16 protein-coding genes are annotated in these 21,565 nt (G+C 68.5%); 8 read left to right on the forward strand and 8 right to left on the reverse strand.

Annotation, left to right across the window (positions count from 1 at the left end; all coding sequences use genetic code 11):
* Positions 1–345 precede the first annotated feature (345 nt).
* A complete protein-coding gene (locus ABZ348_RS33080; protein WP_358939437.1) occupies positions 346–3,723 on the forward strand; it encodes a S8 family peptidase in 3,378 nt (1,125 codons plus the stop codon).
* Positions 3,724–3,986: 263 nt separating this feature from the next.
* On the opposite strand, the gene ABZ348_RS33085 is transcribed toward ABZ348_RS33080, so the two are convergent.
* Positions 3,987–4,613, reverse strand: coding sequence for a hypothetical protein (locus ABZ348_RS33085; protein ID WP_358939439.1), 627 nt, complete (start codon positions 4,611–4,613; stop codon positions 3,987–3,989).
* Complete coding sequence (locus ABZ348_RS33090; RefSeq protein WP_358939441.1) at positions 4,610–4,966, reverse strand: PadR family transcriptional regulator; 357 nt, start codon at positions 4,964–4,966, stop codon at positions 4,610–4,612. The genes ABZ348_RS33085 and ABZ348_RS33090 overlap by 4 nt, the downstream gene beginning before the upstream one ends.
* Before the next feature lie 325 nt (positions 4,967–5,291).
* Between ABZ348_RS33090 and ABZ348_RS33095 the strand changes: the two genes are divergently transcribed.
* From ABZ348_RS33095 to ABZ348_RS33120, 6 genes are all read left to right on the forward strand, one after another.
* Positions 5,292–6,278, forward strand: coding sequence for an NADPH:quinone reductase (locus ABZ348_RS33095; RefSeq protein WP_358939443.1), 987 nt, complete (start codon positions 5,292–5,294; stop codon positions 6,276–6,278).
* Between the two features lie 172 nt (positions 6,279–6,450).
* Entirely contained in the window at positions 6,451–7,023 is a 573-nt protein-coding gene (locus ABZ348_RS33100) for an SRPBCC family protein (RefSeq protein WP_358939445.1), read from the forward strand.
* A gap of 101 nt (positions 7,024–7,124) precedes the next feature.
* Positions 7,125–8,696 (forward strand): class I adenylate-forming enzyme family protein, encoded by a 1,572-nt coding sequence (locus ABZ348_RS33105; RefSeq protein WP_358939509.1) that lies wholly within the window; start codon positions 7,125–7,127, stop codon positions 8,694–8,696.
* Positions 8,697–8,704: 8 nt separating this feature from the next.
* Positions 8,705–9,895 carry an FAD-dependent monooxygenase gene (locus ABZ348_RS33110; protein WP_358939447.1) on the forward strand — a complete coding sequence of 397 codons (1,191 nt, stop codon included), beginning with the start codon at positions 8,705–8,707 and terminating at the stop codon, positions 9,893–9,895.
* Positions 9,892–11,859 (forward strand): FAD/NAD(P)-binding protein, encoded by a 1,968-nt coding sequence (locus ABZ348_RS33115; RefSeq protein WP_358939449.1) that lies wholly within the window; start codon positions 9,892–9,894, stop codon positions 11,857–11,859. The genes ABZ348_RS33110 and ABZ348_RS33115 overlap by 4 nt, the downstream gene beginning before the upstream one ends.
* Entirely contained in the window at positions 11,856–13,238 is a 1,383-nt protein-coding gene (locus ABZ348_RS33120; protein WP_358939451.1) for a lyase family protein, read from the forward strand. The genes ABZ348_RS33115 and ABZ348_RS33120 overlap by 4 nt, the downstream gene beginning before the upstream one ends.
* 89 nt (positions 13,239–13,327) lie before the next feature.
* On the opposite strand, the gene ABZ348_RS33125 is transcribed toward ABZ348_RS33120, so the two are convergent.
* The 6 genes from ABZ348_RS33125 to ABZ348_RS33150 form a co-directional block, all read right to left on the reverse strand.
* Positions 13,328–15,202, reverse strand: coding sequence for an anthranilate synthase family protein (locus tag ABZ348_RS33125; RefSeq protein WP_358939453.1), 1,875 nt, complete (start codon positions 15,200–15,202; stop codon positions 13,328–13,330).
* Positions 15,199–15,822: an isochorismatase family protein gene (locus ABZ348_RS33130; protein WP_358939455.1), complete on the reverse strand. Its 624-nt coding sequence runs from the start codon at positions 15,820–15,822 to the stop codon at positions 15,199–15,201. Before ABZ348_RS33130 ends, ABZ348_RS33125 begins: the two co-directional genes overlap by 4 nt.
* A gap of 32 nt (positions 15,823–15,854) precedes the next feature.
* On the reverse strand, positions 15,855–16,625 hold the full coding sequence (locus tag ABZ348_RS33135) for a 2,3-dihydro-2,3-dihydroxybenzoate dehydrogenase (protein ID WP_358939457.1): 771 nt from the start codon (positions 16,623–16,625) through the stop codon (positions 15,855–15,857).
* A 72-nt stretch (positions 16,626–16,697) separates the two neighbouring features.
* The gene (locus ABZ348_RS33140) at positions 16,698–17,930 is read right to left on the reverse strand and encodes a 3-deoxy-7-phosphoheptulonate synthase (RefSeq protein WP_358939459.1); all 1,233 of its coding nucleotides are present in this window, start codon (positions 17,928–17,930) and stop codon (positions 16,698–16,700) included.
* A 271-nt stretch (positions 17,931–18,201) separates the two neighbouring features.
* Positions 18,202–19,317, reverse strand: a complete 1,116-nt coding sequence (locus ABZ348_RS33145) for a transposase (RefSeq protein WP_358939461.1) — start codon at positions 19,315–19,317, stop codon at positions 18,202–18,204.
* A 518-nt stretch (positions 19,318–19,835) separates the two neighbouring features.
* Positions 19,836–20,474: an NAD(P)H-binding protein gene (locus ABZ348_RS33150; RefSeq protein ID WP_358939463.1), complete on the reverse strand. Its 639-nt coding sequence runs from the start codon at positions 20,472–20,474 to the stop codon at positions 19,836–19,838.
* Between the two features lie 272 nt (positions 20,475–20,746).
* Between ABZ348_RS33150 and ABZ348_RS33155 the strand changes: the two genes are divergently transcribed.
* Positions 20,747–21,367: a TetR/AcrR family transcriptional regulator C-terminal domain-containing protein gene (locus ABZ348_RS33155; RefSeq protein ID WP_358939464.1), complete on the forward strand. Its 621-nt coding sequence runs from the start codon at positions 20,747–20,749 to the stop codon at positions 21,365–21,367.
* Positions 21,368–21,565: the final 198 nt, after the last annotated feature.

Consider the following 21,565-nt stretch of genomic DNA (forward strand, 5'->3'; position numbering starts at 1 on the left):
ACGGCTGCCGGCCATTCCCCCTACCCGGGGCCGGCGCCGGCGAACCCATTTCCAGCCGGGGGGGGCCAGGACCACATACCCAGGGGTATGTGGTCCTGCCCTCCCCGTAACCATCAACGGTATTCAGCCTCCACTGACAGTGCGGTTCTCAGGGAAATTCCCTCACTGAGCGTCATCCATGCTGATCATCGCGGGAGATGAACTTCCGCACGGATATAGATTCAGGCCATTCATCGGATGAGCCGACAACCAGATGTAGGCCAATGCCCTGTTCCCAGGCAGGAGCGGGACGCGGGGGCCACTCCGAGCTCCGCTGACAATCCCCCGCCCCAACAAAGGGAATTGATGGTTTCCAGGAGACGTCAGAACCTCGGTGCCGCAACGCTCACCACGGCGGTTGCGGTAGCGCTCGTCGCCGGACTGACCGCCCCGGCGTCGTCCGCCTCTCCCGCCCTCCCGGGAGGCACGGCCACTGCCGCATCGGCCGCCGAGCTGACCCAGAAGTTCACCCGGGGCAAGACCACCGGACTCCGTTGGGTGACCCTGATCACGGGCGACCGCGTCGGGGTGGACGGCGAGGGCAAGGCCGTCACCGTCGACCGCGCCAAGGGTCGGGAGAACGTACCCGTCCAGACCTTCATCGAGAGCGGCGACACCTTCGTGGTGCCCTACGACGCCCGGGCGCTGCTCGCGGACGGACGCCTCGACCAGCGGCTGTTCAACATCACCGAACTGAGCAAGGCGGAGAGCCGCAAGGCGTACCGCTCCGGGCTGAAGGTGATCGTCGCCTACGGCGGCGCCTCCGCCACCACGGCCAGGCAGGGCGTGCGCTCCGCGGAAGCCGTCCGGGTCAGCCGGAGCCTGCCGAGCGTGAACGCGGACGCCGTGACCGTCTCCGAGCGGGAGGCCGGCGCCCTGTGGGAGGCGCTGACCCGCACCACGGGCGGTGGGAACGCGCGCACCACCACCGTCTCCGGCATCGAGCGCATCTGGCTGGACGGTGTCCGCACCGCCCGGCTCGACCGGAGCGTGGCCCAGATCGGCGCGCCGAAGGCGTGGAAGGCCGGGTACGACGGCACCGGCGTCAAGATCGCCGTGCTGGACAGCGGGGTGGACGCCACTCATCCGGATCTGAAGACCCAGGTCATCGGGGAGAAGAACTTCAGCGACGCCAAGGACGCGAAGGACCGTGACGGCCACGGCACGCACGTCGCTTCGACGGCCGCGGGTACGGGCGCGAAGTCGGGCGGCACCCACAAGGGAGTCGCCCCGGGCGCCAAGGTCCTCAACGGCAAGGTGCTGAACGACAGCGGCATGGGTACGGACTCCGGAATCATCGCCGGGATGGACTGGGCCGTGGCACAGGGCGCCGATGTGATCAACATGAGCCTCGGCGGCGGGGACACTCCGGGGATCGACCCGCTGGAAGCCCACGTCAACAAGTTGACCGCGGAGAAGGGCGTCCTCTTCGCCATCGCAGCCGGCAACTCGGGTCCGGGTGAGGGGACGATCAGCTCTCCCGGCAGCGCCGACGCTGCACTCACCGTCGGGGCGGTCGACGACAACGACGCGCTGGCGTTCTTCTCCGGGGTGGGCCCGCGGACCGGTGGCGGCACGATCAAGCCGGACGTCACAGCCCCGGGTGTGAACACCACCGCCGCGGCGGCCGCGGGCACCGCTCCGGAGAGCCCCGCGGGATACACCTCCCTCTCCGGCACTTCCATGGCCACTCCGCATGTTGCGGGCGCCGCGGCCCTGCTGAAGCAGCAGCACCCGTCCTGGAAGGCGAAGCAGCTGAAGAGCGTGCTGACCGCTGCCACCAAGGACGTCGGCTACACCGCCTTCCAGCAGGGCACCGGACGCATCGCCCTGGAGCAGGCCATTCGGCAGAGCGTCGTCGCGGAACCCTCGTCGGTGAGCTTTGCGAAGCAGGCGTGGCCGCACCACGACGACAAGCCCGAGACCCGGAAGGTCACCTATCGCAACCTGGGTGATCAGACCGTCACCCTCCAACTGGCCGTCACCGGCCTCGACCCCCAGGGCAAGGCGACCCCCGCCGGCTTCTTCGCCCTGGGCGCCCAACAGGTGACCGTCCCCGCAGGTGGCTCCGCCTCCGTCGACCTCACCGTGAACACCCGTCTCGGCAGTAGCGACGGCATCTACACGGCCGCCGTCGTCGGAACCGGCGACGGGCAGACCGTGCGCAGCGTCGCCGCCGTGGAGCGCGAGGTGGAGTCCTACGACCTCACCGTCAAGTACCTCGGGCGGAACGGCAAGCCCACCGATGGATTCCTCACCGGTCTCGGCGGCCTGGATGACGCGGGCTTCGGCTGGCAGGACGTCACCAGCAAGTCGGGCACCGCGAAGCTCCGGGTCCCGAAGGGCGAGTACGCCTTGGACGCCACACTGGCGGCGGATCCCAAGAACAGCGCGAAGGGCTTCGACCATCTGCTCCAGCCGAAGCTGGTGTTGAACAAGAACACCACGCTGACGGTCGACGCCCGCAAGGCCAAGCCGGTCTCGATCACGGTGCCGGACAAGAAGGCCAAGCTCAGCGGTGCGCTGTTGGGCTACCTGGTGTCCAAGCCGGATCTGGGGATGGGAAGCGAGAACAGATACGCCACGCTGGCCAACGTACGCACCGCGCACCTCGGCCCGGCCATCACCGACGGGTCCTTCACCGAGGTGTGGGGCACCCATTGGAGGACGGGCTCGGCAACGGACTACAACACCATCGCCGGCGGTCCGGTGACGAAGTACTCCACCGGCTACACCAAGAAGTTCAAAGCCGCCGAATTCGCGAAGGTCACGGTGAACGCCGCCGCTTCGACGAAGAACAAGCAGGGCGGCATGTACGCGATAGGTCAGCTGGGCGACTTCGCACTGTTCGCCACCAGCCCGACGATGGCCTTCCCCGGCTCCCGCGATCTGCGCCTGGCCTCCGGCGGCAAGGCCAAGTGGTCGATGGGGAGTGCACAGTTCGGTCCCAACGACCCGGACGGCTTCCCCACCGAGGAGATCTGGTACGGCACCTCGGGCAAGAGGTACTCGGGCAACACGTCCTACGTCGAGACGCTCGGCGCCGGAGTCCACTCACCGCAGGTGGGCAAGGACTCGGGCGTCTTCAGGGAGGGCAACGACATCCTGGGTTCCACCCATGTCTTCGCCGATGCAGCGGGCAATGACGGGGGATCCGAGTTCAGCTCGGTGAAGACGACGCTCCACAAGGGTGGCACCAAGATCGGCGAGAGCGCCGACCCGCTGTTGGGTTGGGAGCCCTTCCAGGTCGGCCCCGAGGATGCGGAGTACACCCTCGCGTCTTCGGTGAAGCGGGACAAGAAGGTGGCGAAGTCCGCCAGCCGCATCGACGTCAGCTGGACGTTCCGCTCCAAGAAGCCGGCCCCGGGCAAGGTCGTCACACTGCCGGTCTCCTCGGTCCGCCTCGACCCGAAGTTGGCGCTGGACAACACCGCGCCGGCGGGCAGGCAGACGGTGATTCCGGTGACCGTCGAGGGCTCGGCAGCCGGAAAGGGGCTGAAGTCCCTGACGATCTCGACCTCCTACGACGGCGGGAAGACCTGGCAGAAGGCCACCGTCACCAAGGGCAAGATCACGGTCAAGAATCCGGCCAAGGGCACGTCGATCACCTTCAAGGCCCAGATCGTGGACACGAAGAACAACAAGAGCACCATCACCGTCTACGACGCCTACTTCGGCAAGTAGGCGGCAGTTCTCACACGGACGGCCCGTACCGAGCCTGCAAGGGCTGGTACGGGCCGTCCCGCATGTGCTGGGTGGCCGGCCTCTTCACACCACGAGACCAAGCGGAGCGGATCGGACCCGTCGAGCTTGGGAAACCGTGGAATCACGGAACCCGTCGGACCTCGGGAGCAGTCGAACCACCCGTGGCGAACTCCCACCGCCGGCCGTCGATGCAAGGTCTCTCCCCACGTGGAGACCCCCACCGTCAACCTGGCCATCCAGTCTCAGGAGGATGCGGTGGGAGCCACCGGCGCCGCGGAGAGCACCTCAGAGGGCGGCGCGCCCGGCTCGGAGCCGTCCGAAGGCCACGCGCTCGGCCAGGTGCTGCCCGGTCCTCCGCCCTGTGACGGGGTGACTTCCGGCTCCACCTGGGCGGGCGACTGCTCGGGGGGACCACCGCCCTCGCTGCTCAGGCCGACGAACAGCGTACCCATGACGAGTACGACACCCGCCGCCCCGGCCAGGAGGATCGTCATTCCCCGCGAGGACGCAAGAGGTCCGCGTGGTTTGCCCACGACAACCTGTTGCGGCGGGGCTTCCGGTTTGGCCGGCACCTTCGCCGCGACGTCACCCGCGGAAACCGTCGGTGTGACGACGGGGGTCGAGCCGGTGGAGTCGGTGGACCTTGGATCGCTCAGCTCTGCTGCCACGATGTCAGCGGGAGGCCCTAGCCGCTCCAGAACCGCCCGTACTGCTTCGACGTGCCGGGCGTCCGCCTCCTCCAGGCCGACGTCTATGTGCTCAACGATCTCCTGCTTCAGCTCTTCGCGCCGATCGGCGGGGAGGAACACGGCAGCATTGTCCAAGCGTTGCAGGTAGTCCTCTACGAGTTGATCTCGCTTCAAGGTCACTCGTGACCCTCCTCACTGTCCAAGAGGTTGTCAACGGCGGTTCGGAAGGGTCCCCACTCGGCCGCGAACTCGCTCAGCGCGCGGCGCCCCGTTGCGGTCAGCGTGTAGTAGCGGCGCGGAGGACCGGAGTCGGACTCCCTCCAGGACGAGTTGACCCATCCCTCCTTCCGAAGTCGTGAGAGCAGCGGGTAGATGGTGCCTTCGCTGGTCACGAGTCCATGCGCATCGCACAGCTCCCGCACCAGCTCGAAGGCGTACCGCTCGCCGTCACGGAGAAGCGCCAGAACACAGAACTGCAGGACGCCGCGGCGGAGTTGACTCACTCCGGAACGTGTCCCGCTCGGCAGTACCATGCGGAACAAGGTACCTTCCGGAGGCTGGTACCGCCACCGGCACCACCATGAACTGGGGAAGAACGGGTCAGAGTCCATGGCGAACGCCCGGCAGGGAGGTTTCGCCACGGTCACACCGGTGCGGCCGTCACACACGTGCCTCCCCGAGCGCTCGGCCAGGTCAGAGGGCATTCGGCCGTCGGGTTGAGCGCGATCGGCACGATGGGAGCACCAGCGCTCGGCAGCCGTCCCCGTCCCCCAGTGTCGAGCACGTGAGCCGTGGGCCGGTGACAAAGTGGCCCTGCTCTATCGGCGGATCGCTGCACCCCCGTGGCAGCATGCGGCCATGAGGGCAGCGTACATAGAGGAGTTCGGGCCGGCGGAGGCCATTCGGTTCGGTGAGCTCCCCCCGCCCGCGGGGGGTCCCACCGATGTGCTGGTCGACGTCATCGCCACGACGGTCAATCCGGTGGACACGTTCGTCCGCTCGGGTGCCTGGCGCACCCCGTTGACCTTCCCGTTCGTCATAGGCCGCGACCTCGTCGGCACGGTCTCCGCAACCGGTGCCCGCGCGGCCGGGTTCGCGGTCGGCGACCTCGTGTGGTGCAACAGCCTCGGTCACGACGGGCGGCAGGGCGCGGCGGCGGAACGTGCGGTCGTACCCGCAGACCGGCTCTACCGTCTACCCGACCGGGTCTCCCCCATGGATGCAGTGGCCGTACTGCATCCGGCGGCCACGGCGCACCTCGCGCTCTTCGCCCATGGCGCGCTCCGAACCGGGGAGACCGTGCTCGTGGTCGGCGGAGCAGGAAACGTCGGTAGCGCGGCGGTGGTGATCGCGGCCGAAGCGGGGGCGCGTGTGACGGCCATCGCGCGCTCCGACGACGAGGAGCACTGCCGCACTCTCGGGGCCAGCGGGTTCGCCGACTACTCCGATCCCGAACTCACAACACATTGCCGCGAGTTCGCTCCCCACGGCTTCGATCTGATCGTCGATGCCGCCGGCTGGAACGATATGGACACCGCGGTCGATCTCCTCGCCCAGCGCGGTCGCATCGTGGTGCTCGCCGGCCTCACATCGCGTCCGGCTCTCCCCGTCGGTCCGCTCTACCTCAAGGATGGCTCCGTGACCGGATTCGTCATCTCCCGGGCGACAACGGGCGAACTCCGGGAGGTCTCGACCGCATTGAACCGGCTCCTGGCACAGGGGACACTGCGGTCCCGGGTGATCGAGGAAGCACCGCTGAGCGCTGCCGCCGAGGTCCATGCCCGGCTGGAGCAGGGGGGCCTCCACGGCAGACGCGTGGTCCTGCGCCCAGACCTGGACGACTGACCCACACTGCCACTGCTCAACCGCTCCCCGCTATGAGACCCCGTACGGAACCGATGCACCGTCCGGGCGCTTCGTCACACCCTGCATCGACCCGTGGGGCGGTGTGGGCGACTTGACGGACCCGTGGGCCGCCCGTTGACCGGGTTCCCCACCACTGGCGACGCTTCCGGCCATGACGGATACCGAGTTCACCGACTCCGCGCGCCGGAACAACCGGCCGCAGAACGTGCCGGCCTTCCAGGTCAGCGCGGAAACACAGCTCTCCGCCTCGCCCGACGAGGTGTACGCCACGGTCAGCGATCTCCCGCGCAGTGGTGAGTGGAGCATCGAGTGCACCGGCGGGCAGTGGATCTCCGGCACTCCCTCGACCGTGGGTGCGGTCTTCCGCGGTGAGAACCACCGACCGGCGGACGTGGTCGCCTGGGCGCCCGTCGTACGCGGCACGTGGGCCACCGAATCCGAGGTCGTCGAAGCGGAGCCGGGGCGCGTCTTTCGTTGGGCGATCCGCGACCGTGCCGGACGGCGGCAGGAGAGCGTCTGGTCGTTCGAGATCCGCGCCGCTCAGCACGGTTGCGTCCTGGTGCACCACTTCTGGATGGGCAGCCACACCGAAGGCATCCGCGGCATCACCGCCGACATGGACCCGGCGGAGAAGCAGAAGTTCTTCAGCGACTGGACGGACAAACTCGCCGCGGACCTCGCAGCCACCGTGCAACGGATCAAACGGGTCATCGAGAAGGACTGAGAGCGGTCCCGAGCGCCCACACCGAGCCCCATGTGCACCGTGACCACGAACAGCCCAACCAGGCCCTGACCCTCCGCACCAACCGATCGGAAGGTGGACAGATGCTGCTCCAGCGCATAGGAAACCGTGGAATCCGGCTAGGGACGCTCTTCGAGCGCGCGGCTGCCCGGCATCCGGCGAACGTGCTGATCCTCGACCACGAACTGGACCTGGCGCCGGAGCTGGGCAGCCGTGCCACCGTGGCGGAGTTGGCGGATCTCGTGGCCGAACTGGCGTCCCGGCTCTGGGCCGCGAAGGTCCGACCCGGTGAACGGGTCGTCGTCCACAAGTCCAACAGCTTTGACATCGCGCTCCTCGCCTGCGCGATCAGCCGTGTCGGTGGGGTGCCCGTTCTGCTCTCACCGCAACTCGACGGTGAGACGGTGGCCGAGTTGATGCGCCGGGCGGACCGGCCGCATCTCATCACCGATCAGGTCACGCTGGAGGAATCGCTGCCCGGGACGGTCTTCGAGCTGGCCGAGAGCGTGCTCCTCACCGCCGGTACCCACGCCCGAGCGTTGGCACTGGCGGGGTTGGCCGGCGTCCGAAGGGTCCCTCCGGTGACCATGCCCGCTGACCATCCGAGTCTCATCACCCACACGTCCGGCACCACCGGCGTCCCCAAGTTGGCGGTGCACACGGGCAAGACCCTGCAGGCGCGCTACCGCCCGCAGCGGATGGTGCTCGACCCGGTCGTCCGCAAGCGGGAGACCATTGCGATGCATGTCTCCTTCGTTCACTCCCGGCTCTTCACCGCCCTGGCCATATCGCTGTTGAAGGGCTTCCCGATCGTCGTCCTGTCCGACTCCGCACCGGAGCGGGTCGCCGAACTCCTCGGTCGTGTGCGCCCGGGAATCATCGAGGCTCATCCCAACACGTTCATGCGGTGGGAATGCCTGGCCGACGACCCGCGGGAACCACTGGGCAATGTGAAACTCTTCAGCAGCACGTTCGACGCCATCCATCCGCGCACCGTGCGCAAGATGCTCCGCGCCTCACGCCGCAGGGCACCGCTGTTCGGCCAGCTCTACGGTCAGAGCGAGGTCGGCCCCACCGTGGTGCGCGCCTTCACCCGGTGGCGTACCCCGGCGGCCGACGGGCGTTGCGTCGGCAGGCCCTTCCCCGGTATGACCGACGTCCGGGTGGTCAGCCGCGACGGACTGCCCCCCTCGGCGTCGAATCCGGGCTACATCGAAGTGCGCAGTGACGGGCGGATCACCACCTACCTGGGCGAGCCGGAGCGCTACGCCGAGCAACTCGACGACGGCTGGTGGCGGATGGGCGACGTCGGCTACCGCAGCAAATGGGGATGTCTGCACCTCCTCGACCGCGAGGTCGATCTCATTCCCGGGTTCGGCAGCACCCTCGCCGTCGAGGACGCCTTGTTCGCGAACCTGGACGAGCTCACCGAAGTGATCATCGTCCAGGACGCGGACGGCACAGCGGTTCCCGTGGTGTGCACGGAGGAGGACAAACCCCTCGACCAGGAGGCTTGGCGCAGGGCGGTGAGAGCCCTGCCGGCGATGGCTGATCCGGTGCACTGGCGTCTGGCGGACCTACCGCAGACCGCCACCACGAAGATCAAACGACTTGAACTGGCCAAGCGGATCACCGCGGCCGGTCCGGACGCGTAGGGGGCGACATGGCGAAGATCGTCATCGCTGGGGGCGGAATCGGCGGTCTGGCCGCCGCTCTTGCCGTCACCCGACGCGGGCACCGGGCCGTGGTGCTGGAGCGGGCGGACGAGTTCGCGGAGATCGGCGCGGGCATCCAACTGGCGCCGAACGGGCTCCACGCCCTGGACCGTCTCGGGCTCGGCGACGAGGTTCGCGCGCGTGCCGTCCACATCGACGAACTGAGATTCATGGACGGCGTCTCCGGTGAGCACGTGGCGAGCATGCCGCTCACCGGCGGCTACCGACGCCGGTTCGGCAACCCGTACGTCGTGGTTCACCGCGGCGAACTGCACCGGCTCCTCCTCGACGCCTGCCGCCGCTCGGACGCGATCGAACTGCGCGCGGGCAGTCGGGCCATCGGCTACCGCCAGGACGGTCGTGGTGCCACCGTGCTCGTGTCCGGCGGGGTGTCGGTCGGCGGAGACGCGGTGATCGGTGCCGACGGCATCCGCTCCGAGATCCGTCGGCAACTCGTCGGCGACGGACAGCCGAGGGTTGCGGGCATCACGGTGTACCGCACGGTCATCCCGATGGAGCGCGTCCCCGAGGAGTTGCGGTGGAACGCCGTGACGTGGTGGGCGGGGCCGGGCCGGCACTTCGTGCACTACGCGATCGCCGGTGGTCGGTACCTCAATCTCGCCCCGAGCGTCGAGACCGGGGTCACCGCGGCGTTCGCAGGAGTCCCCGTGGACGGGGACCGCGTGCACCGGGCGTTCGCCGATCTGGACGGCACACCGCGGCGGCTCCTGGCCCTGGGCGACGAGTGGAAGTCATGGTCTCTCGTCGACCGGGACCCGGTGGAGCGCTGGACCGACGGGCGGGTGGCACTGCTCGGTGACGCGGCCCATCCGATGCTGCACTACGCCGCCCAGGGCGCCTGCCAAGCCCTGGAGGACGCGGTCGTACTGGGTCGCCTTCTCGCCTCCGACGCGGAGGCGATCCCCGAACTCCTGGCGAAGTACAACGCCGAACGGCATGACCGCACCGCCCGGATCACCTTGGCGGCCCGGGCGAGCACTCGGCTGTGGCACCCGGCGGAAGCCGAAGCGAAGGCGAGGAATGCGATGTTGTCCGCCCTGTCCGAATCGGACCTGCACGACCAAGTGGCTTGGATGCACGGCGCACGCGAGTTCGGTTCGGCCGGAGCACGGCGATGAGCGGGGGGCATCTGGCCGTGTGCATCGTGGGCGCGGGCCCGCGCGGGCTGTGCCTCCTGGAACGCCTGTGCGCCAACGAGCGCAGGGAGCCCTCCCACGAGTCCATCACCGTGCACGTCGTCGATCCTGCTGCTCCGGGCGCAGGCGCCGTCTGGCGCACCGACCAGTCCCACCATCTGCTCACCAACACCGTGGCGTCCCAGATCACCGTGTTCACCGATGCGGAGACACGGATCGAGGGACCGATCGAGCCGGGCCCGAGCCTGTACGAGTGGGCCGCCGATCTGGCTCGCCGCGCAGAGCCGGGCGAGTACGACGAGGCTGTGCTCGCCCAAGCCCGGGCGCTGGGGCCGGACTCGTATCCCACCCGTGCCCTGTACGGCCACTACCTGCGGGGTTGCTTCCAGCGGGTGGTCGCCCGCGCGCCGGTACACGTCACCGTGAGGGTGCACCGCTCACGTGCGGTCGCCATGGCGGACACGCACGGAGTCCCGGGCGGGCCCCAGGGTGTACGGCTGGCTGATGGAACCAGGATCCACGACTTGGACGCGGTCGTCCTGGCACAGGGACACCTACCGGCCGAGTTGACACCACGTCAGGAACGCAGCGCAAGTCTGGCGCGCATCCACCACCTCACCTATGTTCCGCCGGCCAACCCCTCCGACGTGGACACTCATGGTGTCGAACCCGGTGAGACGGTGTTGCTGCGCGGGCTCGGCCTGAACTTCTTCGACTACATGGCCTTGTTCACCTCCGGCCGTGGCGGCCGGTTCGAGCGGGTCGGCGATCGGTTAGCGTACCGGCCGTCCGGCCTGGAGCCGCTGATCCACGCCAGCTCCCGCCGCGGTGTGCCCTACCATGCGCGCGGGGAGAACGAGAAGGGTGCCTTCGGCAGGCACACACCGCGCCTGCTCACCCCCGAGGTCGTCGCCGCGCTGCGCAGGCGGTCCATGCGGGGGGAACGGGTGCGCTTCGAGGCCGACGTTTGGCCCCTGATCGCCGCTGAGGTGGAAGTCGTCTACTACGGTGCATTGCTGACCTCGCAGGGGGTCGAGTGCGAGCAGTTCATCGAACGGTACGCAGCCGCGTCGGCGCAACAGCGGGCGAAGCTCCTGAAACACTTCGGCATCGCCCCTGCGGACCGCTGGGACTGGGCACGCCTCTCCCGGCCCTGCCACGGACGGACCTTCACCGACCGAGGGGAGTTCCACGGCTGGTTGCTCGCCCATCTCGCACAGGACGTGCGCGAAGCACGGAAGGGAAACGTCAACGGCCCCCTCAAGGCCGCGCTGGACGTTCTGCGGGACCTGCGCAACGAGATCCGTCTGGTGGTGGACCACGGCGGTCTCGAAGGCGGCTCGCACCTCAAGGAACTGGAGGGGTGGTACACCCCGCTCAACGCCTTCCTCTCCATCGGTCCGCCGGTCTCCCGCATCGAGGAGATGATCGCGCTGATCGAAGCGGGCGTCCTGGAACTCACCGGCCCTGGCACGCAGATCCGTGTCGAAACCGAACGTCCGTCCTTCGTCGCCGATTCGGCCGTCGTGCCCGGCGCCCCCGTACGGTCCCGGCATCTGATCGAGGCCCGTCTGCCCGAGCCGAACCTGCGGCGTACCGCCGACCCGCTGCTACGCCACCTCCTCCTCACCGAACAGTGCCGCCCCCATCGCATCGAGGGCGACGACGGCGTCGACCACGAGACGGGCGGCCTCGCCGTCACCGAGCGGCCGTGCCGGGTGATCGACGGGCAGGGCAGGCCGCATCCGAGCCGGTTCGCCTACGGCGTTCCGACGGAGTCGGTGCACTGGGTGACCGCCGCCGGCGTCCGCCCCGGCGTGGACTCCGTGACGTTGGGCGACGCCGACGCGATCGCCCGTGCCGTCCTGGCCCTGGACCCCACCCGGCGGGCGCCCGCCAGACCGAGCTTGGCCGGGAGCAGCGAGTTCACAGGGGTGATCGTATGAACGACGGTTCTATCGACGCAGGACTGCTCTCACCGGTGCGCGCGGGAACTCCCGTCGAGGCGGCGGTGTCCGACGCAGCCTGGCTGCAAGCCATGCTGGACGCGGAAGCAGCGCTCGCCCGGGCACAGGCCCGACTCGGCGCGATCCCGCCCGGCGCGGCCGAGGTGATCACCCGGGCGGCCCGTGCCGAGCGGTTCGACCTGCGGGCACTCGCCGTCGCGGCACGCGAGGCCGCCAACCCGGTGGTGGGGCTGGTCGCTGCGCTCAGGGAAGAGGTGCGCGCCCTGGACCCGAGGGCCGCCGACCATGTGCACCGGGGCTCCACCAGCCAGGACGTCTTCGACACCGGGGCCATGTTGGTGGCGCGCCGCGCATTGGCGACCATCCGGGCGGACCTCTTCGCCACAGCCGAGGCTCTGGCCCGCCTGGCGACCGAACACCGGGACACTCCGATCGCGGGTCGCACGCTGGCACTCCACGCGGTGCCCACGACCTTCGGCCTGAAGGCGGCGGGCTGGCGCCATCTCGTGTTGGAGTCGGCCAGCCGACTCGGCACGGTGGAGGAGTCCCTGCCCGTGTCCGTGGGTGGAGCGGCGGGCACCCTGGCGGGCTATCTCGCCACCGCCCCCCTGACCGGGGCCGCGGCCGAGGCGTACCCCGATCGGCTGGTCGCCGCCTTCGCGGAGGAGACCGGTCTCGCTCCGCAGGTGTTGCCGTGGCACGCGTTGCGCTCTCCGGTGGCCGATCTTGCCGCCGCCCTGGCGTTCACCGCGGGAGCGTTGGGCAAGATGGCCGTCGATGTCCAGTCGCTGACCCGGACCGAGGTCGGCGAGGTCGCCGAACCCACCGCGCCCGGCCGGGGCAGGTCATCGGCCATGCCCCACAAACGCAATCCGGTGCTGGCCACGTTGGTGCGCAGCGCGGCGATCCAGGTCCCGGCCATCGCGTCCGTCCTGACGCAGTGTCTGGTGTCCGAGGACGAACGGTCTGCGGGCGGCTGGCACGCGGAGTGGCAGCCGCTGCGGGAGTGTCTGCGCCTCGTGGGTGGCGCCGCGCACACCGCCGTGGAGTTGGCGAGCGGGCTCCAGGTGCGGCCCGAGCGGATGCGGAAGAACCTGGAACTGAACGGGTCCCGGACCGGTGCCGAACGGCTCGTCGCGGTACTGACGCCGCGTTGGGGCGTCGAGGCCGCCAGAAGGCTGCTCGACGACGCGTCGGAGCAGGCCGTGGAGTCGGGGCGGACCCTGGTCGAGGTGTTGCGCGGGATACCCGGCCTCGGCCTGGAAGCGGACCAACTGACGACGCTGTGCGATCCCATGGGGTACACCGGTGCCGCCGGCGCGCTCGTCGACCGCGCGCTGCGCGATCGTCGCCCCTGAAGCAGTGCCGTGCCGGCACGCACGGAGGCGGCTGTGCGGTGGGCGTGAACCCACCGCACAGCCGCCTCATGGTCGCTCGCCCCGGCATGTCACACGCGGAGGAGGCCGGAGAGCAGCTCGGCGAGGATCCGCACTCCGTCGCGGGTGAGCACCGATTCGGCGTGGAACTGCACGGATGCGAAGTGCGGTCCGCGCAGTGCGTGGATCTCGCCGGTTTCCTGGTCCCGGCTCAGTTCCAACGATCCCACTCCCTCGCATTCCACCTTCTCCTCGGGCGACCAGGCGGCGAACGTGTTGTAGAAGCCGACCTCCTCGGGTGTTCCAAAGAAGTCGATCTGTCGTTGTGTTCCCTGGTTCGGCACGTCTCTTCGGACCAACGGGAACCCGAGTCGGGTGCAGAGCACCTGGTGGCTGAGGCAGACGGCGAGGAAGGGGCGGTACTCGGCCAGCAGTGCGTCGACGACCGTCCCCAGTCGCGCGATCTTCGTGTGCTCGCCGGCGCGGGGGTCCCCGGGGCCGGGGCCGAGCACCACCAGGTCGTGGTCGTCGAGCACGTACTCCTCGTCGAATCGCCGCACCGTCACAACAAGTCCCAGCGCGCGCAGTTGAAGGTCGAGCATGGCGGTGAAGGTGTCCTCGGCGTCGATCACCAGCACCCGCAAGCCGGCCAGTTCGGGTCGCACCGGAGCGGATGCCTGCCGCCCGAGGAGCCAGAAGTCGGCGACGGAGGACTTGCGTTCGGCCAATGCGGCGAGCACCTGCGGATGGTCGGCGAATCGGGTCGTGCCGGCTCCCTCAAGTGCGGCAAGCAGCCCGGCCGCCTTGGCCCTGGTCTCCGCGACCTCGGAAACAGGATCGGAATGACGCACGAGAGTGGCACCGACGCCGATCTCGACCCGACCGGATCGGTCGATCTCCGCGGTACGGATGAGGATGCACGAGTCGAGCGCCCGGGCTCCCTGTTCGTCCCTGCCGATCAGGGCGGCGACGCCACTGTAGTACCCGCGGCCCTCGGGCTCGTACCGCGCGATGATCCGGCACGCGTTTTCCAACGGGCTACCCGTGACGGTGGGGGCGAGCAGTGTTTCTCGCAGGATCTCCCGCGGATCTCGGGTACTGCGTCCTTCGATGAGGTACTCGGTGTGTGCGAGCCGGGCCATCTCCTTCAGATACGGCCCGACCACCCTGCCGCCCGACTCGCAGATGCGGGCCATCATCTTCAGCTCCTCGTCGAGGACCATGGAGAGCTCGTCCGTCTCCTTCGGGTCGTCGAGGAACCGCAACACCTGGGAGAGTTCGGGACCCGAGGTCGGGTAGCGGTAGGTGCCGCTGATCGGGTTCATCACCACCGTGCCACCGGACAGGCTCACATGCCGTTCGGGGGAGGCGCCGACGAAGGTGCGGTCGCCGGTGTGCACCAGATGCGTCCAGTAGGCACCGGACTCGGTCTCCAGCAGATTACGGAAGAAGGACAGCGCGCTGCCCAGGGTGTAGTCGCTGATCCGCGCCCGGTACGAGCGCTTGATCACGAAGTTCGCCCCCTCGCCCATCCCGATCTCGTCCGCGAGCACCTTGCGCACCGTGGCGGCGTACTCCTCGTCGTCGGGCGTGAAGTGCGCGTTCAGCAACCGGGTGGGCGTACGGACCAGCCGCGGCAGCGCGTCCGCCAGAGGCACCACGTCGTAGTCGGTCACATGGAGGGCGAGCAGCGGCGCGCCGTCGTCGACTCCGGCATAGCCGCGCTCGCCGATCTGCCGGTAGGGCACCATCGCCAACACGTCGTGGTGTGCTCGACCGTCGGCGGTCGACGGCTCGGGAAGCGGAATGGAACCGAGTGTGGGCCACTCGCGCACTTCGCCCACGAGCACTTCGAGTTGCCCATGGCCGGCCGCAGCGGGTCGGTGCAACAGCGCGAAGGGCGGCTGGTGCGGTGCCAACACCCGGCCGAGCAGATCAGGCGTCACGCGAGGACCTCCTTGGCCGTGGAGACGACGGCGCAGCAGCGGGCCGCGTAGTCGAGTGCCGACCGGTGGTCGGCGGCGGAGAAGTCGGCGACAGCGTCGGCCACCACGAAGGTCTCGATGTCGTGGGTGAATGCGTCGACCGCGGTGATCAGTACGCCCACGTGCGCGTACACCCCGCAGACGATGAGCTGGTCGCGACCGTGCGCACGCATCCGCTCCAAGAGACCGGAGCGGAAGAAGGCGCTGTACCTCCATTTGGTGAGTACCCAGTCGTCGCGCTTGGGTGCCAGTTCCGCCACGATCTCCCGGTCGGTGGGTGAACTGCGCATCCCGGGCCCCCAGAAGTCCCTCAACAGGCCGCGATCCACCTCCTCCATGGCGCCGGGTTGCGCCGTGTACGCAACGGGAATGCCGAGTTCGGCGCAGCGCGTGCGCAACGACACCGCACGGGCCAGCAGTTCTTCCCTCAGCGCGTCCGGCAGGGGCCGCAGGAAGTAGCGCTGCATGTCATGGATCAGCAGCACAGCGCGTCGGGGATCCACCGTCCAGGACGGGACCGACACGGGCAGTTCGCCCGCACGGGGCAGTTCGTACGGTTCGATGGGAGGTATCCCGCTCATATGTCGTCTCCACCTCGTCTGTCGCGCCCTGCCTACACACCGAGGGTGGCTCCGCCGTCCACCGTGAGGCTCTGCAGGGTGATGTGTCCCGCCCGGTCGGACAGGAGGAAGGCCACGGCGTCGGCGATGTCCGAGGGCATGGCCAGCTTTCCGAGCGGAATGCCGACCCGGTGTTCCTCGGGTCGGCCTGCGATCGCGGCCCGGGGCCCGTGCTCGTCGTGCCACATGGAACTCAGCATGGGAGTGTCGGTCGAGCCCGGAGCCACCAGGTTGCACCGGATGCCGTGCGCGGCGACCTCCAGGCCCAGGCACTTGGTGAACGTGGTGGCCGCCGCCTTCGATGCGGCGTAGGCGGCCATCTGGGTACGAGCCGTCCCCGCCGCATTCGACGTGACGGTGACGATGGCGCCGTGACCGCGCGGCACCATCCGGTTGACGACCGCACGGGACATCGCGAACACTCCGGTGGCGTTCACGGCGAAGGTGCTGTCCCACTCCTGGTCGGTCAGGTGCCGGGCTTCGGCCAGGTGCAGCACCCCTGCCGCGTTGACCAGGAAGTCCACCGGCCCGAGCCGCTGTTCGACCGAGTCGACCAGATCGCCCACCACGCTACGGTCGGAAATGTCGGCCGGAAAGGCCTCCGCGGTGACCCCATTCGCGGTCAGCTTCTGCACCGTGCGCAGGAGTCCGTCCGTGTCACGGTCGACGGCGGCCACGGCGACACCACGGCTGCCGAGCGCGCGGGCCACCGCGGCTCCGATGCCCCCAGCTGCCCCGGTGATCAAGGCGGTCTTGCCCTCCATGTGCGGTTCTCCTTCATACGGCTTCGGGTGGGACGTACCTGCTCGGCGGGGGGGGTCCCCTCGGCACACGGCCTACGCTGACCGACGGCCCCCGGGGCGTCCTTTCCGGGGCGGCGGGCCGATGTCAGCGACCTGGGCCCCCCAGGCCGCCACCACCGACGCGGCCTGGTCGGGGCGGAGCCTCGGATCGCAGAGAGTGGTGTAGCGGTCGCCGGGCAACTCGTTGGCCACGGGGCTCACGACGCATTCGGTCACGTCGTCGGGCGTGGTTTCCACATGGAGTCCGCCCGCGACTCCTCGGGCCGTCAGCACCGCGGAGGTGAAGTCGCGGGTCTCGCGGGCGATCCAGTCGAGGTAGCGGGTCTTGCGTCCGTCCGGGGTTGCGACTGTGTTGGCGTGCATCGGGTCGCAGAGCCAGATGACGGGATGTCCGGCCTCACGCACCGCTGCCACGAGCGGCGGCAGCCGTTGGGCGACGAGCTGCGCACCCATGCGGGCGATCAGTGTGAGCCGCCCCGGCTCGCGCCGTGGATCGAGGCGTTCGCAGAGGGCGAGCAGTTCCGCGATGGTCATACCCGGACCCACCTTGCACGCAACGGGATTGGCCACCGCGGAGAGCAGAGCGACATGGGCGCCGTCCAGCTGCCGGGTGCGATCACCGATCCACGGCCAGTGCGTACTGGTGAGGAACAGTCCCCCTCCGAGGTCCTCACGCACCAGTGGGATTTCGTAGTCGAGCACCAGGGCTTCGTGGCTGGTCCACACCGGTGGGTCCATGCCGGGTGCCCCCGGCGCCCGGCGCCACCCCAGGTGGCGCATCACCGCACCGGCGGCGTGGTAGCAGGCCAGTATGCGTTGTGGATCCGGCTGTCTACTCAGGGGGTCGGGGTCGGGACCATTGACCATATGACCTCGGTAGATGGGGAGTTCGACTTCTCCCACCCATTCCGTCGGCTTGGAGCGGGGCTTCGCGAACTGGCCCGCCATCCTTCCCACGCGGACCACGGGCCTACGGGTGATCTCCTCCAGTGCACCCCCGAGGTCGTTCAAGAGGCCGACCTTTCGCGCGACATGGGATGCGGTGCACTCCGCCGGATCCTCCGCGCAGTCACCCGCCTGCAGGACATGGGCGTCTCCGCCGGCAACGGCGACCAGCGCCGAACGCAGTGTGCGCACGTCCCCCGGATCGACGAGTCCCGGCGAGTCCAGGAGTTCGCGTCTCACACGGCGTACGCTCCGGTCATCGCCCCACCGTGGCTGCTGCTGGGCGGGCTTCGATACGATGTCGAGCACGGGATTGTCCACTGGTGTCTCTCCCCCTTGCGGATGAATCGGTCCACGGGTTCGTCCCGCAGTGTGCAGTAGGGCACGGAACGCGAGAGGTGCCGTGCGCGGCTGAGTGACAGCCGGCTGCGACCGTTGCCGGGCCCGTGAGAACACGGCTTTCGGGCGCGCCGAGGTCGGTCGAAGGACGGGGCACGGGGCCCGCAGTTCCAGGCCCGACGGCTGACGCCCGACCGACAGCCCGATCCTGTAGTGGGGTGCGAAACACAACAACACCCCGCAGCTCACTTCGTCAGGTGCCGGATCCCACCCCGCCTGCGGGCTCGTTCCATGCTTGGCCCGGACGGCTCAGCACGGCGATCGCGTGGGCGGCGGAGGCCAGGGTCATGTGTCGGTGCCAGCCGTCGAACGAACGGCCCACGTAGTCCTCGATGCCGACGTTCTTGGCGACTTCGCGGTAGTCGTCACGCACTCGGTCCAGCAGGGTGAGCAGAGAAGTCGACTGAAGTGATGTCAGATTGGTGAGCCACAGCTGGGGCGGGCTCTGCTGTCCCGCCTCGGTCAGTCCGATCAGGGCCAGCTGCCGACCAGCTCCCGCTCGCAGCCTTCCTCGCCTCGGGGGCAGTCGCACGGCCACACTGGCGATCAGGCCCGACCTCATCCGGCCGCACCTGCCGAACTCTCGCCACTGCGCCGGTTGCCTGCTGCCACTGGCAGCTCGAACGGCGTCTCCGGCCGGCATGCTCGCCGAGCCCCGGTGACCGGTCAGCGCCGGGTCCGAGACGAGGAGGGGAACCGAGTGATCGACTCGCGCCAGCAAGGGGATACCCCTACGGCCCAGCCCTTCGAAGAGCGTGGCGAGGTTCAAGGAGCAGGCGTCCAGGACGACCGGCCGGAGGGGCATTCCCCACTCCGACACCATGCCCACGCAGAGCCTGACGGCCCGTTCGGATAGGCTTTCCGCCTCGGTGCTGTCAGGAATGGACGCCCGATTCCGCAACGAACGGTCGTCGATCCACGCCGGGGGCAGATGCAACCCCCAGTCGACCGGGCTGCTCCGGCAGTAGGACGCCGCCCATACGCCTATCGCCTGTTGCGCATTCAGCACCCGGCCCTCGGCCGGTACGAACCTGCGGTCCACACCGACCGAATGCTGACCCGCCTTCCGGATCATCGTGTCCTGAACCACCCATGCCTCGACCGGTAGTCGTGGCACCAGATACCGGGACAGTGCCTCACGGACCGGCTCCCAGTCCCATGTCGACTCACTGATGAAGTGGTGCAGGCTCTGATCGGTCGCGCGGCCACCGCTCAGACTGGCGATGTTTCTGATCGACTTGCGCCCGGGAACCTCCAGGAGGCCCTTGACGTACTCGACGCCTTTCTTGCGCTGATCGGCGCGCGGCAAGGAAGCGAAGAGCGAAGTAGATAACTCTCGCAGCAATTCATCCGGCGAAATACCTTCACCGAATAATCGATCCGCGTTCTCTTCTTGTATACCTATCTTGACCAACGGAAACCCGGCTGCACTCAAGAGTGACCCCCGCATAGCTTCCCCGCCAGGCTGCAAGCGCGCCCGCGGACGATTGGTAGAACGCTTGAGCACCCCGTCGACTCGCACGCCCACAGGGTGAGTAATATGGACCAAACGGGACATCACTCTAACACCAGTCGATCTTTGCACCCACCACACCGGGCACAAATCTGTCACCTATCCGATTGGTAAGCGACAACATATCGGGCCACCCGGTCGCGGCCGCAACCTTTTTCATCCGGAAAACACAGAAAGGTGGAGGGTGCACCAAAGGATCGCTTTGCCTGATCTTTTCATGGGCCATCAATTGCTGTCAGGCATAAGAGCAGTGACGCTTCATCACGTGATGGGAAAATCGATTGTCGATTCGCCGCTTCTCATCACGTGATGAGTCACTCGCTGGCAACGCAAACCGTCTCGCCCACGTGGCCGCCATGGACGAGCACATGGACGAGGGCGTGGGCGAGGTCGGCCCGGGAGGTGACGGGGCGCCGCACCGGGCAAGCGGTGACCTGATAGCCCGTCATACGCGCACGGTCGACGAGGCGCCCCGGCCGGATCAGGGTCCAGTCGAGCCCGCTCGCACGGACGACGTTCTCCATGTGCCGCACGTCGCGTTGGACGGCGCGACTGCACGCGAGCGTCAGCGGTCGCACCAAGCGCTGGAGCAGAAGGGCGACCGGGGAGAGGTCTGCGGCATCAAGGTCCGTCGATCCCACGCAGACCAGTTGGCGCACGCCGTGGCTGGCCATCGCCTTGACGATGTTGTAGGCGGCCTGGGAGCAGACGTCGACGGACTTCATGGAGGGCGGTGCGCCGATCACCGAGATCACCGCGTCATGACCACGAAGAACCCAGTCCACCGCATCGGCGTCCATCACGTCCGCGGCGGCGACCTGAACACGGAGGTCGCAGAACGGGAAGTCGGCCGGCCGCAGGGTGATGGCGGTGACCGTGTGCCCCGCGGCCATGGCCATAGCAGTGACCAGACGCCCCGTAGGGGTGTTGGCACCGAACACGACCAGCTTCATGCGTTCCTTCCTGGCGGACCTAGCGGACTGAAAGGGGAGGGCCTTCGTCCGACGCACAACTCACCGATGGAACCGGTCGAACATCGATCGACCTCTAGAACAACGTTCGAGTACATCGATCAAAGTACTACCATGAGCCGCCCCACGTACAATGAGCCGGAAAGGTTGGTGGTCGCAGCGTGAGCAAGTCACGGAGGAACGGTCGTACGGGCTCGGGTTCGGGACAGAGCGTCTGGTTGCGCCAGTCGCCTGCGCCTCGCCAGGAGCCACCGTTGACCAGGGAGCGCATCACCGAGGCGGCCATCGCCCTGCTGGACGAGGAGGGCATGGAGCGCCTGACCATGCGCCATCTGGCAGAACGCATCGGCATCGGCGCAACGACCCTGTACTGGCACATCGACACCAAGGACGATGTCGTCGACCTGGCGACCGATGCCATCTTCGCGGAGGCGCCGCTCCCTGACGGACACGGCGACAACTGGCAGGAGAGCGTCGTGGCCCTCCTCTCGGGGTGTCGAGCCATGCTCCTCCGCCACCCGTGGTCCGCCGCGCTGCCGCTGCGTCAACGGCCGTCGATCGGGCCCAACTTCCTCACCTGGCTGGAATTTCTCCAGGCCACGCTGTCACGCGCCGGATTCGGGGCGCAACAGACCCAGGCGGTCTGCTGGCTACTGTACAACCACGTCCTAGGCTCCGCGGCGAGCCAGTCCAACCTCCAGTGGTCGAAGGCCGAACGCGCCGCGGCACAGGAGCAGTTGCGCGGGGAGCAGGACAAGTACCCCACGCTCGTGGCGTACGAGTACACGCTCGACGAGGACTGGGAAGAGAACTTCTACCTGGGCGTGAAGCTCGTTCTCGACGGACTCGAAGCCCAACTGTCCACCGACGCTTGAGTCCTGGAACCAACCCGGTCGATGGCCGGAGTCGCCCACTCGTCGCAACCCATCTGACAGATCCGCAGGTACCCGCTGGACCTCGGATCCGGCTCGGGTTGTTCTGATCTCATGCGGATCCGCCTACGCGGCGCGCCGTCCTTCCGCACAGCACCGGAACTGCCCTGCGCCGAGTCGCACGGAACGGCAGACACGGCA

Origin of the sequence: Streptomyces sp. NPDC005963, from assembly GCF_040638655.1 — a bacterium.
Classification (GTDB): Bacteria; Actinomycetota; Actinomycetes; order Streptomycetales; family Streptomycetaceae; genus Streptomyces.